General features: G+C 34.1%; 12 protein-coding genes and 1 pseudogene. 5 read left to right on the top strand and 8 right to left on the bottom strand.

The window, feature by feature from the left end; genetic code table 11:
* Positions 1 to 104 precede the first annotated feature (104 nt).
* Positions 105 to 914 (bottom strand): UbiA prenyltransferase family protein, encoded by an 810-nt coding sequence (locus ACKTTR_RS05220; RefSeq protein ID WP_408026826.1) that lies wholly within the window; start codon positions 912 to 914, stop codon positions 105 to 107.
* A 131-nt stretch (positions 915 to 1,045) separates the two neighbouring features.
* Between ACKTTR_RS05220 and gcvP the strand changes: the two genes are divergently transcribed.
* Complete coding sequence (gcvP, locus tag ACKTTR_RS05215; protein WP_408026825.1) at positions 1,046 to 3,901, top strand: aminomethyl-transferring glycine dehydrogenase; 2,856 nt, start codon at positions 1,046 to 1,048, stop codon at positions 3,899 to 3,901.
* A gap of 42 nt (positions 3,902 to 3,943) precedes the next feature.
* Here gcvP and ACKTTR_RS05210 read toward each other — a convergent pair whose 3' ends face one another.
* A complete protein-coding gene (locus ACKTTR_RS05210; protein WP_408026824.1) occupies positions 3,944 to 4,231 on the bottom strand; it encodes a hypothetical protein in 288 nt (95 codons plus the stop codon).
* A gap of 909 nt (positions 4,232 to 5,140) precedes the next feature.
* On the opposite strand from ACKTTR_RS05210, the gene ACKTTR_RS05205 reads away from it, so the two are divergent.
* Both ACKTTR_RS05205 and ACKTTR_RS05200 read left to right on the top strand, forming a co-directional pair.
* Positions 5,141 to 5,518: a DoxX family protein gene (locus ACKTTR_RS05205; protein WP_408026823.1), complete on the top strand. Its 378-nt coding sequence runs from the start codon at positions 5,141 to 5,143 to the stop codon at positions 5,516 to 5,518.
* Between the two features lie 631 nt (positions 5,519 to 6,149).
* Complete coding sequence (locus ACKTTR_RS05200) at positions 6,150 to 7,019, top strand: zinc-dependent peptidase (RefSeq protein ID WP_408026822.1); 870 nt, start codon at positions 6,150 to 6,152, stop codon at positions 7,017 to 7,019.
* Between the two features lie 308 nt (positions 7,020 to 7,327).
* Here ACKTTR_RS05200 and ACKTTR_RS05195 read toward each other — a convergent pair whose 3' ends face one another.
* On the bottom strand, positions 7,328 to 8,959 hold the full coding sequence (locus ACKTTR_RS05195; protein WP_408026821.1) for an ABC-F family ATP-binding cassette domain-containing protein: 1,632 nt from the start codon (positions 8,957 to 8,959) through the stop codon (positions 7,328 to 7,330).
* Between the two features lie 711 nt (positions 8,960 to 9,670).
* On the opposite strand from ACKTTR_RS05195, the gene ACKTTR_RS05190 reads away from it, so the two are divergent.
* Positions 9,671 to 11,674: an ATP-dependent nuclease gene (locus tag ACKTTR_RS05190; RefSeq protein WP_408026820.1), complete on the top strand. Its 2,004-nt coding sequence runs from the start codon at positions 9,671 to 9,673 to the stop codon at positions 11,672 to 11,674.
* Entirely contained in the window at positions 11,667 to 13,514 is a 1,848-nt protein-coding gene (locus ACKTTR_RS05185; RefSeq protein WP_408026819.1) for a UvrD-helicase domain-containing protein, read from the top strand. The genes ACKTTR_RS05190 and ACKTTR_RS05185 overlap by 8 nt, the downstream gene beginning before the upstream one ends.
* Before the next feature lie 64 nt (positions 13,515 to 13,578).
* On the opposite strand, the pseudogene ACKTTR_RS05180 reads toward ACKTTR_RS05185, so the two are convergent.
* The 5 genes and pseudogenes from ACKTTR_RS05180 to tssD form a co-directional block, all read right to left on the bottom strand.
* A pseudogene (locus ACKTTR_RS05180) lies at positions 13,579 to 13,803 on the bottom strand (DNA polymerase III subunit delta); the annotation flags it as partial.
* Complete coding sequence (locus ACKTTR_RS05175; RefSeq protein ID WP_408026818.1) at positions 13,804 to 14,166, bottom strand: hypothetical protein; 363 nt, start codon at positions 14,164 to 14,166, stop codon at positions 13,804 to 13,806.
* A gap of 138 nt (positions 14,167 to 14,304) precedes the next feature.
* The gene (locus ACKTTR_RS05170) at positions 14,305 to 14,949 is read right to left on the bottom strand and encodes a hypothetical protein (RefSeq protein WP_408026817.1); all 645 of its coding nucleotides are present in this window, start codon (positions 14,947 to 14,949) and stop codon (positions 14,305 to 14,307) included.
* A gap of 3 nt (positions 14,950 to 14,952) precedes the next feature.
* On the bottom strand, positions 14,953 to 15,531 hold the full coding sequence (locus ACKTTR_RS05165) for a hypothetical protein (protein ID WP_408026816.1): 579 nt from the start codon (positions 15,529 to 15,531) through the stop codon (positions 14,953 to 14,955).
* 6 nt (positions 15,532 to 15,537) lie between these two features.
* Entirely contained in the window at positions 15,538 to 17,418 is a 1,881-nt protein-coding gene (tssD, locus tag ACKTTR_RS05160; protein WP_408026815.1) for a type VI secretion system tube protein TssD, read from the bottom strand.
* Between the last annotated feature and the right edge of the window lie 70 nt (positions 17,419 to 17,488).

The following is a 17,488-nucleotide window of genomic DNA, read 5'->3' as shown; positions in this document are numbered from 1 at the left end:
AACACATATTACAAAACCCTTAAGTTTCAGTTTTTAACTATAAAAAACACGCTGCTTATAAGCTATTACTTTTTAGATTTCAATACCTACTAAAAGCTTCAATCTTAAACTAACAAAAACAACCACCAAAAAATCGGAATTGCCTCAACCCAAAAAGAACTATAGTATTTAGACTGATTTACTCTTGCTCTCATCAATAAAATTAACAATACGGAAAACACCATTAAAAAAGCTGTACGATAGTTAGCATTAGGACTAATCATAAACTCCAACGCTAAACACAACCCCAACAAAACGACTCCAAACTTTTTAGTATTCTCTATACCTATCTTTTTAGGAATTGTTTGTAAAGAAATAGCGTCATATTGCACATCTCTAATATCAAAAGGAAGAATTAATACTACCACCAATAAAAAACGCTGTATTACACACAAGTACACCTCAGTTGTAATAGAAATTTCACTGGCATATATTGGCAATAATACCGTAGTTGCTGCCCATACCAAAGCCACTACTATTATCTTTAAATAACCAATACTTCGTAAGTTTTTTTGAAATCCACTTAAAAAAGGTACTGCATATAAAAAAGTTAAAACCCCTAGAGGTACGAAAAACAATAACGTTCTTAAAGGTAGTAACCACGCATAATAACACATCAATAAGAAACAAATCAGCGAAAATACTTGAATGATTTGCAAATTTTTAGTCAAACTTCGATGATGGAGTTTAGCTACTCCTGCATATTTAACAAAATTATACCCAGTAATTGTCGCAAAAAACACAAAAAAACCAAGTGATTCATCATACGAAAAACCAAAATATAATTCCGTAATTCTAAACAAAGAAAACACTGCTAAGGCTACATGAATACTAGAGTTTATATAAAAATCGAGTACTTTTTTAAAAAGGTTCATCTAACAAAAATAACTTTTCTGTTTATAACCAGCTGTTTTGGTTAATAAAATATTGTTTTTAACAAAAAAATATGTAGTATCAAATCAACCAATTTCACTATTTTTGAGGCACGAAAAACAACAACACAATAATGAACACAAATTCATTTCAACTTAGGCATATAGGTCCTCGTGTTAAAGATCAGGATCAAATGCTTCAAACAATTGGCATTGAGAGTTTAGACCAATTGATTTACGAAACTATTCCCGACGATATTCGTTTACAAAAAGAGCTTGATTTAGCTCCTGCCATGAGCGAATATGAATACCTAAATCACATTAACAAATTAGGTGCAAAAAACAAAGTTTTTAAAAGTTATATAGGTTTAGGATATCACGAAGCTATTTTACCTAGTGTCATCCAACGTAATATTTTAGAAAACCCAGGATGGTATACTGCCTATACCCCTTACCAAGCTGAAATAGCACAAGGACGTTTAGAAGCCTTGTTAAATTATCAAACTATGATTTGTGATTTAACAGGAATGGAATTAGCTAACGCTTCACTATTAGATGAAAGTACTGCAGCTGCAGAAGCTATGGCTTTATTATTTGATGTTCGTGAAAGAGCACAAAAAAAAGCTAACGTAAACAAGTTCTTTGTTTCAGAAGAAATTTTACCACAAACCTTATCAGTATTACAAACACGTGCTATTCCTATCGGAATTGAATTAGTTGTTGGTAACCACGAAGAATTTGATTTTTCAGAAGAGTTCTTTGGTGCTATCGTACAATATCCTGGTAAGCACGGACAAGTATATGATTATACCGATTTCGTTGCTAATTGTAACGCAAATAACATTAAAGTAGCTGTTGCTGCTGATATTTTATCATTAGTAAAGTTAAAAGCTCCTGCTGAATTTGGTGCTGACGTTGTAGTAGGTACTACACAACGTTTTGGTATTCCTTTAGGATACGGAGGACCTCACGCTGGATATTTTGCTACTAAAGAAGCTTACAAGCGTAGTATTCCTGGTCGTATTATTGGAGTTACAAAAGATGTTGACGGTGGTCGTGCTTTACGTATGGCATTACAAACACGTGAGCAACACATTAAACGTGAAAAAGCAACTTCAAATATTTGTACTGCACAAGTATTATTAGCTGTTATGGCAGGTATGTATGCTGTATACCACGGAAAAGATGGTTTACAATACATTGCAGATCGTGTACACACAAGCACTGCAACCTTAGCAAAAGCTTTAAACGATTTAGGCTTCAAACAAAAAAATAGTGCTTATTTCGATACTATCTTGGTTGAAGTTGAAGCAGACAAGTTACGTCCAGTAGCAGAAGCAAACGGAATTAACTTTAACTATATCGATGCAGAACATATTTCAATTTCTGTAAACGAAACAGTAGGCTTAAAAGAAATCAACGAAATTGTTGATTGTTTCGAACAAGCATTCAATATCAAAGATATTTTAGTTACTGAATTTACAACTGCAGACGTAATTCCTGCAGACGTAAAAAGAGCAACTACTTTCTTAGATAACGACATATTCAATACGTATCAATCAGAAACTGATATGATGCGTTATATCAAAAAATTAGAACGTAAAGATTTAGCTTTAAATCACTCAATGATTTCTTTAGGGTCTTGTACCATGAAGTTAAATGCTGCTTCTGAAATGTTACCATTGAGCAATCCTCAATGGGGAAATATTCACCCATTTGTACCATTAAATCAAGCAGAAGGGTATCAAATCATGTTAAGTAACCTTGAAAACCAATTAAACGTGATTACTGGTTTTGCAGGTACTTCTTTACAACCTAACTCAGGTGCACAAGGTGAATTTGCTGGATTAATGACTATTAGAGCATATCACGAAGCAAATGGAGACACCAACAGAAACATCTGTTTAATTCCTGCATCAGCTCACGGAACTAACCCTGCATCAGCTGTTATGGCAGGTATGAAAGTGGTAGTTACTAAAACTGACGAAAGAGGAAACATCGATGTAGAAGATTTACGTGCTAAAGCTGAAAAACACGCTGATAATTTAGCTGCTTTAATGGTAACTTACCCATCTACTCACGGAGTATTTGAAAAGGCTATTAAAGAGATTACTCAAATTATTCACGATAATGGTGGGCAAGTTTATATGGATGGTGCAAACATGAACGCACAGGTAGGATTAACAAATCCTGCAACCATTGGTGCCGATGTTTGTCACTTAAACTTACACAAAACATTTGCTATTCCTCATGGTGGTGGTGGACCAGGTGTTGGACCAATTTGTGTAGCGCCACAATTAGTTCCGTTTTTACCTACTAACCCAGTAGTAGCTACTGGTGGTGATAATGCCATTACTGCTATTTCAGCAGCTCCTTGGGGTTCTGCATTAGTATGCTTAATCTCTTACGGATACATTACTATGTTAGGTGCTGACGGATTAACAAATTCTACTAAGAATGCTATTTTAAACGCAAACTATATTAAAGAGCGTTTAAAAGGACACTTTAGCACTTTATATACAGGAGAAATGAACCGTGCAGCTCACGAAATGATTTTAGACTGTCGTGAGTTTAAACAAAACGGAATTGAAGTTACTGATATTGCGAAACGTTTAATGGACTACGGATTCCACGCGCCTACTGTATCTTTCCCTGTAGCGGGAACAATTATGGTAGAGCCTACCGAGTCTGAAGGTGTAGCAGAATTAGATCGTTTTTGTGATGCATTAATCTCTATTAGAAAAGAGATTGCTGAAGCAAGTAAGGAAAACCCTAACAACCCGCTTAAAAACGCACCACATACACAAGAAATGTTAACCGCTGATGAATGGGATTTACCATATTCACGTAAGCAAGCAGCATTTCCTTTAGAGTATATTGCAGACAATAAGTTTTGGCCTTCTGTACGTCGTGTTGACGATGCTTTTGGTGACCGTAACTTAATTTGTTCTTGTAATCCTATTGAAGATTATATGGAAGCAGAAGCTTAATTATAAACAACAAAAAAGCCCTCGAAATTTCGAGGGCTTTTTTTATGCTACTTTTACAATTCTTTCTAGTGGAATGATGGTAGATTCTTTTAAAATTACCGAGGCATCAGTAATACCCCAAACGGTTGTTTCTACTCTCTTTAAACCATCCACATCCATAAAAAATATTTTTACCTTTTCTCTTTCTAAATTTCCTAGAGACAAAGCCCGCTGTAAATCTAAAAAACGATTTACCATTGCTTTCTTCTTACTCAACACTTCTTCTTTTGGAAATTTTAAGAACTTGATTTGTTCTTTTGCTACAGTTATAAAACCTGTTTTTGTAGTCATATTATTGGGGAATTAAAGGTTACTACTTTATAAAATAAGATGTAAGTTATAGAACTAAAATCTCATTGCCAATGTATCTATTAAAAAAACCAATTGCAAATATTTTAAATAAATAATATAAAATTTAACTTTTTAACATAACCACACCTCTTTAATTATTCAGTCATCAATAAAATACCAAAAACCATAAAAACAACATAAATCAGAAACCTGATTAACATTTGATATTTAAGAGTTACTCACTTCATGAGATTTAGCTCCGCTGAATCTTACGGTTTCTCACATCCGTTTGGAATGACATTTACCTAACGTCATTACGAAGGAGGTTACGACTGAAGTAATCTCTCCGTCGACTGAAAGATTGCTTCGTTTCACTCGCAATGACGAAATATACAGTCATCTCGAACTGGAGCAACGCGGAATGTGAGAGATCTTAACAATAGAAATAACTATACCTTATAAGATTCCTCCCTCTGGTCGGAATGACAGTTATCAAACGTCATTACGAAGGAGGTACGACTGAAGTAATCTCTCCATCGATTAGCAGATTGCTTCGTTCTACTCGCAATGACGAGACATACCGTCATCTCGAACTGGAGCAACGCGGAATGTGAGAGATCTTAACAATAGAAATTACTATACCTTATAAGGTTCCTCCCTCTGGTCGGAATGACAGTTATCAAACGTCATTACGAAAGAGGTACGACTGAAGTAATCTCTACATCGATTAGCAGATTGCTTCGTTCTACTCGCAATGACGATAACCTAGACGTCATTTCGACAGAGCGATTTTATGAGTGACGAGAAATCTCAACAATGCAAGTTACTCACCTTCATTTTGTTATCAATCTTATATTTTCATATATTTAAAGAACTAAAAAACAAACTACTAACCCCAAACTAACCATTATGAAACAAAAATTTTTATTAGCACTAAGCCTACTATTCGGATTAATGTTTATCAATTCAGGATTAAACAAATTCTTTAACTACATGCCAATGCCTGAAGACTTACCTGAAAAAATGATGAGCGCCATGACTGCCATGATGGAAATTGGCTGGTTAATGCCTTTGGTTGGAATTGTGGAAATTATAGGAGGAATCCTATTCATCATTCCAAAAACTAGAGCCTTAGGAGCTGTTGTTATCTTTCCTATAATGATTGGCATCATGCTTACACACATTTTTCAAGCTCCTTCCGGACTTCCTATTGCCTTAGTTTTATTTGCAATTAACCTTTGGGTGATTTATGAAAACTGTGATGTTTATAAACCTATGGTAAAATAATAACCATCGTCATAGCGAGGAAACTCATTGAGCGAAGTCGAAATAAATGACGTGGCTATCTTTTTCTCAAGTACACGATATACAGATTGCTTCGTTTCACTCGCAATGACGAATCATTCTGTCATCTCGAACTGAAGCAACGCGGAATGTGAGAGGTCTTAATAATAGGAGTTACTCACTTCATGAGATTCCTCACATCCGTTCGGAATGACGATAATCGAGACGTCATAGCGAGGAAGCTCATTGAGCGAAGTCGAAATGAACGACGTGGCTATCTTTTTATCGGTACACAATAAACAGATTGCTTCGTTCCACTCGCAATGACGATAACTTAGACGTCATTTCGACAGAGCGATTTTATGAGCGACGAGAAATCTCTACAATGGGAGTTACTCATCTCGTGAGATTTAGCTCCGCTGAACCTTACGGTTTCTCACATCCGTTCGGAATGACGATAATCGAGACGTCATAGCGAGGAGGCTCATTGAGCGAAGTCGAAATGAACGACGTGGCTATCTTTTTATCGGTACACGATATACAGATTGCTTCATTCCATTCGAAATGACGTTTCCACTCTACCCTATTTTTATATATTTGAAAAAAATTACTAGTAGTCGCAACGCTATTTTAAATGACTTATTTATCTATAATTATACTCGTAGGTATTTTTCTTGTATTCAAAAAAAGCACCTCAACAACTAAATGGAAACAACCTACAACTCCTTTTCCAAATAAGTGGAAAGTTATTTTAACTAAAAAAGTTGCTTTTTACAATGCGCTCACTTCTGATGAAAAAGAATTGTTTGAGTTTAAAGTTTTTGAATTCCTATTAAATCACGAGGTTATTGGTGTTGATGTTACTGTTACGATCACGGACAAACTACTAATAGCTTCTAGTGCTGTAATTCCTATTTTTAATTTTCCTGAATGGCGCTATCCTAACATCAAAGAAATCATTTTATATCCTGCTATGTTTAACGAACATTTTGAAACCGAAGGAGACAACCGAAGAATTTTAGGAATGGTAGGTAACGGGTATTTAGAAGGAAAAATGGTTTTATCGAAACCTGCTTTACACCTAGGTTTTGAAAATGAAACTGACAAAAAGAATACTGCTATCCATGAGTTTGTGCACTTAATTGACAAGTTAGATGGAAATATTGACGGAGTTCCGCATGTATTATTAGAAAAACAATACAGCATTCCCTGGGTAGATTTAATCAACAAAAAGATTGAAGAAATTTACAACGATACTTCCGATATCAATCCGTATGGCGGAACTAACAAAGCGGAATTTTTCTCAGTAGCTAGCGAATACTTTTTTGAGCGTCCGAAATTATTAGCTAGAAAGCATCCTGAACTTTATGCGTTGCTAGAACAAATCTTTAAACAAGATATGGACGACATGAACTTACACTTAAAACGTTTGGATATTTCCAGAAACGATCCTTGTCCTTGTGATAGCGGTGTGAAGTATAAAAAGTGTTGCGGAGTAAACTAACCACCCCCTATACTCGTCATTACGAAGGAGGTTACGACTGAAGTAATCCCTCCATCGACTAACAGATTGCTTCGTTCCTCTCGCAATGACGATAACTTAGACGTCATTTCGACAGAGCGATTTTATGAGCGACGAGAAATCTCAACAATAGGAGTTACTCATCTCGTGAGATTTAGCTCCGCTGAACCTTAGGTTTCTCGTTACCACTCGAAATGACACTTACCGAACGTCATTACGAAGGAGGTTACGACTGAAGTAATCTCTCCATCGACTAACAGATTGCTTCGTTCTACTCGCAATGACGTTTTTTATAAATCAATTTCCTTTAACGCTTTGATATTATTACGCTCTAAAAACGCATCAATCGTTTCAAAGTGTTCTATGACACGTTGGTCTTTAAACTCAAATACTTTTTGAGATAGTCCTTGTAAGAAATCACGGTCGTGTGATACTAAGATTAACGTTCCGTCGAAGTGTAATAAGGCTTCTTTAATTACCTCTTTTGATTTTAAATCTAAGTGGTTCGTAGGCTCATCTAATATCAACACGTTTACAGGTTCTAACAACAGTTTTACCATTGCTAAACGGGTTTTCTCTCCTCCAGAAAGTACTTTTACCTTCTTTTCTAAATCATCGCCCGAGAACATAAAACGTCCTAATATATTTTTGATTTGCGTTCGGATGTCTCCTTCGGCAACCTCATCTACAGTTTGGAAAATTGTTAATTCAGGATCTAACAACGACGCTTGATTTTGTGCAAAGTATCCCACTTTAGCGTTGTGTCCTAAACCACATTCACCTTCAAAATCAATTTCTCCCATAATTGCTTTAATCATGGTCGATTTTCCTTCTCCGTTTCTTCCTACAAACGATACTTTTTCGCCACGAGCTATGGAAAAACTTGCATCTTTAAATACTGTTAAGTCTCCGTATTGCTTCGTCAATCCTTCCACTTTTACAGGATAGTCTCCCGAACGTGGTGACGGTGGAAAACGTAGTTTTAATGCTGAAGTATCTACCTCATCTATTTCTACAGGGACTAATTTTTCTAACATTCGTTCACGCGAAGCTACTTGATTCGTTTTTGAATAGGTTCCTTTAAAACGTTCGATAAATGCTTTGGTATCGGCAATAAACTTTTGTTGTTCTTGATAAGCTTTTAACTGATGTGCACGACGCTCTTTACGTAACTCTAAATAATGTGAATAGTTGGCTTTGTAATCGTGAATAGTTCCCATCGTTACCTCAATGGTACGGTTGGTAATATTATCTATAAACGCTTTATCGTGCGATATTACTACTACTGCCTTGGCTTTGTTTAATAAGAAGTTTTCTAACCAAATTACCGATTCGATATCTACGTGGTTGGTAGGCTCATCTAACAAAATTAAGTCGGGTTTTTGCAGTAAGATTTTCGCCAGCTCTATACGCATACGCCAACCTCCACTAAACTCTGAGGTTGCTCTTTCAAAATCTTCTTGTTTAAACCCTAACCCTTTTAAAGCTTTCTCTACTTCAGCTTCGTAATTTATTTCTTCTAACGCGTAGTACTTCTCCCCTAAATCTGATACGCGCTCAATGATTTTCATATAATCATCCGATTCGTAATCGGTACGGGTTTCTAACTGTTTGTTGAGGTCGTCCATTTCGGCTTTCATAGCAAAAATAGATGCAAATGCTTTGGATGCTTCTTCTTTTACCGTGCAGTTATCTTCCATTAACAAGTGCTGCGGTAAGTAAGCGATTACGGTATCTTTCGGACTACGAACGCCTCCTTTAGTAGGTTTAGAAACTCCCGCAATAATTTTCATCATGGTGGATTTTCCTGCACCATTTTTACCCATTAAGGCAATTTTATCGTTTTCATTTATTACAAACGAAACGTCACTAAACAGGGCGTTACCACTAAACTCAACCGTTAATTGATCTACCGTAATCATACAAAATATTTTAAGCGGCGAAATTAGCAAAAATGGTGTATACCTTTGATAAAATTTTGGTATATCCTGAGTTTTATAAATTAACTAAAATCAATAGGGTGTCATGTTGATAGCATAAAGTATGAGTGATGAGACATCTCAACCATAGGTGTTACTCACTTTAATGAGATTCCTCTTTTCGGTTGGGATGACGCTTTCTAGTGTTCTTTAATGGTAAAAACCAATACTGTTTACAGCTGCTAACTCATACTACAACTAACAAAATTCTACTTTTAAGTATTGGTTGATAGCTTTTTCTTAAGCTCTTTTAATGTTTTCTCCGAGAGCTTTTATGAAATCTGTTGGGATTTGAGGCTACGGCTTGCAACGTTGTCAGCTTTTTTACGTGTGTTATTAATTTATCTATAGCCGTGATATCAGCGACCCGTGCCGTGGTGTCAACGGAGCATGCCGTGGTGTCTTCGGAGCATGCCGTGATATTAGCGACCCGTGCCGTAGTGTCTTCGGAGCATGCCGTGATATTAGCGACCCACGCAAGCTTTTATGATAGCTAAAACTACTTTTATTACCTAAATAATTAGACTTATGGGATTCCGTAAGAATATGTTCTTGTCTTTTTTTAGGTTCGTAAAAGTATAAACCTACTAAAAGGGTTTTATAACGATGTATTATACATCTATATAAACAAGTTATGCGCAATAAAAAACAACAATGAATAGCCCATACATATCAAGAGTTCAAATAGAAAATTTCAGGAATTTCAAAAAAATTGATGTCAACCTGACCCATAAACAAGTGATTATTGGAGAGAATAATGTAGGTAAAACAAATTTATTGAGAGCTATCCAGTTAATCCTCGACCGAAATCTATCTGATCTTGATCGTGAGTTAAATGTAAGTGATTTTCACGATAGCATAGAGGATCCCATAGGAAATGGAGAGGTAATCAAAATAGCTATAGAAATACAAAATTATCAGCACAATAGACAATTGATAGCCCAATTTCAAGATGCTGTTATATCCACTACACCTCCAACACTGAGATTTACATATAAGTACTTTCCATTAAGAGACGAAGGCGGAGAAATCCTAAGCTACCAATATCAGATTTATAAAGGAGCAACAGAAGATAAGTTTTTCAGAAGTGAAGATCGAAACTTTTTGAATATAAAAGTAATTGGCGCTTTACGAGATGTTGAAAGGGAACTGAGTGCTAATAAGCGTTCACCTCTATTCAAACTTGTCAAACAATATAATATTGACCAAGAAGAGTTGGATGAAATTTCTGAAGCTATGCAGGAGGCTGCTGAGGACATTCTCGAATTAGATGAAATTAAGGATATTAAAAACATCATCGAGGATAAGTTCAAAACGCTAGCAGGTTTACAACACGATAACAAAATAAACTTGCGACCTTATGATATAGATACAGAAAGGTTGCTTTATACAATGCAAGTGTATATGGGCCTCAAAGAACGACCAGTTTCAGAATTGAGTCTCGGATTGGCTAATATACTTTATGTAGCAATGATGATGTTATTATTGAGGGATAAAACTGTCCCTCGAATTCTTAAGAAAGAGGCTTATGATGATTTGATAACTAAGGAAAATGGGGTGTTAATCTCCGGAAATTATACAGTTAATGAAAAGGGTAATAATTACATCCAAAATGACAATATTGATACTGAGATAAAAAAGCAACTGTACGAGTTCTTCGATCAACATAATCACCAATTACATTCAGTAACAATTTTAGCAGTTGAAGAGCCTGAAGCACATTTGCATCCAGTTTTACAAAGATTGATTTATAGAGAAGTTCTACATAAAAGCGAAACCTCAGTCATATTTACCACTCACTCTCCTTATATAACTGCCGTTGCGCCTTTGGATACAATGGTGCATTGTAGACATGAGAAAGGAGAAACTAAAGTCTTCTCTACTTCCAGTCTTGTAATTGATCCCAAGGACAAAACTGATATTGAACGATACCTTGATGCCAAAAGGGGAGAAATGTATTTTGGAAAGGGTGTACTTCTTGTTGAGGGAATAACTGAAGAGTATATCGTTCCGAGAACTGCTGAGTTAACGGGAACATACTTGGATGATTTAGGAATTGTAGTTTGTAATGTACATTCAACAAATTTCAAACCTTATGTTCAGATACTCGAAGCATTGGGAATTCCATGGTGTTTGATAACAGATGGAGATTATTACAACTTAGAAATTAAAACAGAAGATAATAAAGAAAAACGGATACGTCACTATCACCAAATCTGGCAAGAAGGAACACCACAACATTTTAGAGGGTTGGAATTGATGAATAAAATGAATGTTGAATTGGGGCTTATAACCGAAGCAGAAATTCAATTGGATAATTTTCCTAGCCAATTCAATCTACACAAAAACAAAGGTTGTTTTGTGGGATTCTATACCCTTGAAATTGATACAATGATAAAAGGAGGCGCACAAGGCAAAGAAATTTTAAAAACAGTTTATTCAGAAGTTAGACCAGGCGGGGAAAAACAACAAAAGAATTTTGATGATGAATTGGATGCAAACAATTTTTGGACAGCTTTAAGTAAAATAGAAAAAAATGTAAGCAAAGGAAGATTTGCTCAGCGTTTTGCTTCTCACATAACATTAGATTTAGTACCAGATTACATCCAAAATGCGATTACTGAGATAATAAAGAAAGTAACATCTACTCATGAATGAGAAATTTTATAACGACCAAAAACTCATTCAATCTGATGAAAGTCAATGGAGTGCTTATAATTCAAAAGGAAATACTGTTGTAATCGCTGGACCGGGTAGTGGAAAAACACGGGTCCTGACTTTAAAGGCGATTAGATTATTACAGTCCGATATTCATCATCCATCTGGTTTAGCCTGTATCAGCTATAGCCGAGAAACGGTTAGGGAACTTAAAAAGAGACTTAAAGAGTATGGATACCGTTCAAGAGGGAACGATTTTATTGGGACAATGCACGGATTTTGTCTGATTCATATTTTACAGCCGTTTGCTCACCTTTTTCCTCAATACAATGTACCTGCCCCCATGAAAATAGCTTCTGATGAATTGACTTGGGAAATATATACTGGTGTTCTGGATGAACTAAAAATTGAAACTAATCAGTTGTCAAGAATTGTCCTTAATAGACAAAGGTCGCTTTCCTTTAGAGGAACTAGTGAAGTTGAAATTCAGACCAATGCCTTTGAGGTAGAAGCAGCAGAGTTGTATGAAAAGAAATTGAGTGAATCTGGCCACGTTGATTTCATAAGCATGGTTAACATCTCTACTCAAATGATACGTGAACAAGATTATATAAAACAATCATTAGAAGCCAAATTCCCATGGCTTCTGATTGATGAATATCAAGACTTAGGAAAGGCTTTACATGAAATGGTATTAGAACTTGAAGCACTGACCGATATAAAGATTTTTGCCGTTGGAGATATGAATCAATCAATTTATGGATTTAATGGTGCATATCCTGACTTTTTAGAGGAGCTAGACAGTAAAGATGATTTTGAATCTATACCGCTAACTTCAAACTATAGGAGTAATCAAGACATAATTGAAGGTTCTCTTGATATGTTAACCATTAACCCTCCTAGACCAGAATATTCTGCTAAGAAAAGAGTGGACGAAGAGGCAGAATTCACGTTTATCATTTGTGAGGCTGAAATGGGCCCACAATATGAAATCGTAGCTCAAAAGGTAATTCCCAAGTTGAAAGAAAAGGGAATTTCGTACAGTGAAATAGGGATTTTGGTTGCTTGTTCAAAAGACGTTGTTCAAATGGCAACTTCCCTTAATGACAATAATATTCCATTCTATATTGTTAAGTGGGATTTTGTCAATAGTGATGTTGTTTTCTGGTTACAAGAATGTGCACAATGGTGTTTAGATAGTAAACTTCAATCTTTTGACGAACTATTTAGATTTTGGCAATTACAACTTAAAGTTCATGAACATGAACGAGCATTGTGGGAAGCTATTCGCCAACGAGTCTTTTTTCATAGAATACTGATAGAAAGTAAAACAAAAACCACAGTATTAGAATGGTTGGAGTTTATTCTTTCAGAATTAGATTTGAAAGATTTATTGAACAATTCAGATCGTTATCCAGACGAGAATGACAATTTGGATGCCCTCTTGAATGAATCACAAAATAGAAATCTAAAAGATTCTCCCTTAAGAAGGTTTGCATTTTTGGGTGAACCAGAGAACGAAGTTACAGTTACAACGCGACATAGTGCAAAGGGACTTGAGTTTGAAGCGGTGATCATGCTAGGAATGGAAGAAGGACGATTTCCATACACATATAAAGTTGAAGAAGGTTCAAGGCAAATGCAAGAAGCTCATCGCCTATGCTATGTAAGTGTTAGTAGAGCCAAAAGAGAATGTTATCTTTTAAGATCTAAAAAGCATACTCTTATTAAACGAGATGGCGGCACTTGGTTAAAGGATTTTGCGCCCTCTCGCTTTTGGAACCTACTTTATAATAGATTCGGTAACAATAACAACTTGTACAATTCTAGTGAATACTAAAATAAAAAGCGCATAACAAGGTGTATAGTGAATACCCTTCGGGGTACGCACCATACACAAACCGTTAATGCAAAATCTTAAACAGTAATTCTTTTAAAATATCAGCATGCGTTTGGTTGGCTCCTACTCCTTTACTTTTTACATCAGCATCACGTAGTAATGCTATAATTTGTGATACTTTACGCATCGGGTAGTTACGAGCTGCGTTAACGTAGTCGTCCACAAAATAAGGGTTTACTCCTAAGTTTTTAGCTACAGAAGCTTTTGATTTGTCTTTTAATCCGTGGTATTAAAATTCATATATAGAAAAACGATTACTTACTCTGTTAATAAACTTTTTAAGAGTGCTATGAATTAACAAGTAAGAAAAAACTAAAATAACAGGATATATAACAACTCCCATTCCTAAATATAAGTGGTCGTATTTATCATATTCTAAATTGTGATTATACCAACCGAAAAAATTAAATATCGTATAGCTAAATTCATGATTATAAGTATAATTACGATCAATGTAATAAAATAAACCCATAAGTATCATACTTAAAAAGCCTACCAAACCAACATAAACCACTACCTTTTTCCATTTAGAAAAAGATAGTACCATAAAAGAAACAAAAAGAAGGATTAATAAAGGTGTAAAAATTGCCATTTCATTATCTGAATTTATAATTTTTTTACTTTGAAGAGCTTTAGAACAATTAATAATATTAATTATTAGTATTGTGGAATAAATACTGGCTATGATGGATGAAATTATATTTACGCTATTTTTTTTCATAATACTTGATTACCACTTTACAGGTACTTTAATACGTTCGTGCTTACTTTCTATTGATGTAATGGTTTGAGGTTCTCCTGTACTAGGGTTAACAACTGTCATTTTTTCTTCTCTGCTTCCATGTCTTAGAAAAAATCTAGTAAAAATAGTATCATTACTAGTTAGCTTGTTAAATAGTTCTTGATTGTTTTTCTTGAAATCAACAATGCTTATATGAATAGTATCTTTGTTTTTCTTTTTATCTAGTAATGGTCTTAATAATTGTTGAGTAACAGTACTTGTATCTATAATGTAATTGACATAATAGGTGTAATTAAGACTTTTCTTACCAAATATTATTTTTCTATTATAATTTCCAGCAGACTTTAGAGAGCCTCCTTCTACCGAATATAAATACATTTGAGGGCGGCTATAAGAAGATTTATAGTTTGATTCATAGGTTATTCTACTTAAGTTTAAATTGACATAAGAAGTATTCTTTAATTCAATTTGATTAGGTAACTTAATATAAGCTATCTCTTCTATTTCTGACTTGTATGTTCCAAAAATTACAGGAAAATTAACCGATTGAGATTGTTTTACTACAAGATCTTTTTTAGGGTTGGCACAAGTAAATGTTGTTAAGATTATAAACAAGTAAATAGTTAACTTCATTAATTAGTTAATTTTAATAGGTACTTTAATTCTTTTAGGAGGAGAAGTTGTTTTATCAAAATTTGTAAACTTTAAAAAGATACTATCATTTAATAATAATTTCCGTGTCAATTCAGGTAGTTTATTTTTGAAGCTTTTAAAGCTACTCAAATGTATTGAGTCATTATTTAAGTGTTTGTTTTGAAAGGCTGAAAGAATTTTATTAGAATCCGTCAAGTTATTGATAAGATGTTTTGAGTAAACGACATACTCTTTTTTTTGTTTTGGAAGTATCTCTTTTTTGAGCGTGCTACTCAGTTTTATTAAATCCTTATTATCATTCTCCTTATACAAAAAAGCGAAAGCACCTTCACTAGGTTTTTTATAGATATATTGATGAAAAGTAAGCTCTTCCTTTTGATTAGCTGATTTATTATTTATACTTAAAATAAAGGGAAAGCTAATAGCCCAAATATCTTTCTGCTCTTTATCATACCAAGCAATAACTTTCTGTTTATTAGAAGGATAATTATCCACTTCTATTTTACTGACAGTTTTACAAGAGATACATGCTAATAACAGTATATATAAGTATATTTTCATTTTGATTTATTTTTGAAATAAAATTGATTCGATAACTCTAGGATTTTCTTTTAGGTAGTCTTTTTTTGCTTCTTTAATTAAAAGTTCTATTTTTTTAGCACCTCTAGTATTTGCATCATAATCTAAAAGTTCGTCAAAAGTTGTAAATTCTCCTAATAACAATGCTGAGAGAGTTTTACTTGAAATAGGAATCAAATTATAATCTGTTTCATAAACATGTAAAAATGTTCTTAAAGCATTTAATCCTTTTGTTTTTGCTCTTTCAAGTTTTTCTTGCATTATTTGGTCAACCATAGCTTCTTGCTTTTCATGTTCAACTAAAGCTACATATCCTAAAAACTCAAGCCATAAACTAATACCTACTATGGGTGTTTTGGGTAAAAAACGTTTTAACAAAAAATCAGGTACATTTAAAGGTGCATCCGTTATTTCTTCTAAACTCATCATAGAGAAATCAACCAAGCTAAATATTTTACTAAATGTTTCAGATGCATCTTCGGCACTCATTAGTGGTCTTATCCGTAATGTATTAAGTATTTCTACATTAGTACCATTAGTTGCAAAATAATGTGCTTGGTTAGCTGCTGATTTTACAATACCATTATTAAAACGTCTACCTCTTTTTACAATTACCTCTTTGTTAAATACTTCTTCGGTGTATTGGTAAATTTTTCTAGACTTAGTATGTATTTTACCATTTGTGTCTACCATATTACCTTTGGCTAATTTCGCCAATGCAATGGTAGTTACTTTACTTTCAATAGCATTATTATAACCTGCTACAGCACTACTTACAAGTTTTTCAGCTTTCTTTTTAACTTTCTTTTTAATTTTTGATTTAGCAACGTCCTCAACTTCATCTATTGTAGCTTCTTTAAGTTCTGCTAAAAATAAAGGGCTTCCATCATTAGCAATAAGTTGTGGTAATTTACCCCCTGCAATAGAAGGTTTAAAAAACAGTGTTCGATCGGTAAAAGCTACATTAAGGTAAATACTTTCTCTATTAGGTAAATTTTTAGTTATCTTTTTATAAGTAACTCTCCAATAAAGTTCAATATCGTAAGCTCTATCTTCTACAAGGTTTTGTTCCCATTTTTGGTTAAGAAAAAGCTCAATAGTCGCCTTATTATTTTTTACGATAGCTTTTTTATGAACTTCTTTTTTGTTGAATTTATCGTCATCAGGATATAAATAGTCCCATAAAAACTTATCTAAATCATACAGCTTACAGTCTATCTCTTCACCGTCATTAATATTCTTAGTTTCTATGTGAAAATAAACTGTGTCTCCTAATTTTGCTTTTTTTAGGTTTAATCTGTCATTTTTATTTTTAGTCCACCATCCACTAATTATTTGAGGATTTTTTTCTGATTTATTGGTTTCTTTCGCTTTATAAGGAGTTTCTTTTATAGGGGGTATAAAACTTTCTTGCCAGTGTTTTATATAACGAGTAGGACTTTTTCTTCTCCAATCTGTACTATTATTAAAAAAACGATAGTCTTGCATCGCAGGCGATATGGTTAACGTAACATACATACCTTTTTGGTTGTCAAAAGCTTCGTAATAATTTACAAGTACACCATCTTGAAAGTTGTATTGGAATAGCTCTACTCCATCAAACTCGTCTTTGTAAAAGACTATTTTACCATCTCTTAATAGGTATAAATTAGCAGGATATTCAACTTTTGGGTTTTCTTTTCTATCGGCTTTAATCCACTCTGTAAAAGAGTCGTCATACATTCGTGATTCAAAAGTTACTGAGATAGTTCCTCCCATTAAGGCAGAAGTAGGTTTACCGTTCCAATCAGTAAGTCTGTTGTAATTTAAGTTAGTAGTAAGCAATTCTCGTTCCTCACCACATACAAAAAGCTTTGCTTTTATGTTCATAGATTTTTTTTTTGGGGTGGTACAATTTTTTGAGTTAAAGATATAAAATATCTCCAAAATCATACAATCA

Origin of the sequence: Tenacibaculum litoreum, assembly GCF_964513915.1 — a bacterium.
Taxonomy (GTDB): domain Bacteria; phylum Bacteroidota; class Bacteroidia; order Flavobacteriales; family Flavobacteriaceae; genus Polaribacter; species Polaribacter litoreum.
The sequence above is the reverse complement of the archived record's forward strand: the minus strand, read 5'-3'. Positions and strand labels throughout refer to the sequence as shown.

Coding starts and splice junctions, on each gene's coding strand:
- tssD (WP_408026815.1), bottom strand. CDS start 17,418: ATGAACATAAAAGCAAAGCTTTTTGTATGTGGTGAGGAACGAGAATTG.
- ACKTTR_RS05195 (WP_408026821.1), bottom strand. CDS start 8,959: ATGATTACGGTAGATCAATTAACGGTTGAGTTTAGTGGTAACGCCCTG.
- gcvP (WP_408026825.1), top strand. CDS start 1,046: ATGAACACAAATTCATTTCAACTTAGGCATATAGGTCCTCGTGTTAAA.
- ACKTTR_RS05220 (WP_408026826.1), bottom strand. CDS start 914: ATGAACCTTTTTAAAAAAGTACTCGATTTTTATATAAACTCTAGTATT.
- ACKTTR_RS05185 (WP_408026819.1), top strand. CDS start 11,667: ATGAATGAGAAATTTTATAACGACCAAAAACTCATTCAATCTGATGAA.
- ACKTTR_RS05175 (WP_408026818.1), bottom strand. CDS start 14,166: ATGGCAATTTTTACACCTTTATTAATCCTTCTTTTTGTTTCTTTTATG.
- ACKTTR_RS05170 (WP_408026817.1), bottom strand. CDS start 14,949: ATGAAGTTAACTATTTACTTGTTTATAATCTTAACAACATTTACTTGT.
- ACKTTR_RS05190 (WP_408026820.1), top strand. CDS start 9,671: ATGAATAGCCCATACATATCAAGAGTTCAAATAGAAAATTTCAGGAAT.
- ACKTTR_RS05210 (WP_408026824.1), bottom strand. CDS start 4,231: ATGACTACAAAAACAGGTTTTATAACTGTAGCAAAAGAACAAATCAAG.
- ACKTTR_RS05200 (WP_408026822.1), top strand. CDS start 6,150: ATGACTTATTTATCTATAATTATACTCGTAGGTATTTTTCTTGTATTC.
- ACKTTR_RS05165 (WP_408026816.1), bottom strand. CDS start 15,531: ATGAAAATATACTTATATATACTGTTATTAGCATGTATCTCTTGTAAA.
- ACKTTR_RS05205 (WP_408026823.1), top strand. CDS start 5,141: ATGAAACAAAAATTTTTATTAGCACTAAGCCTACTATTCGGATTAATG.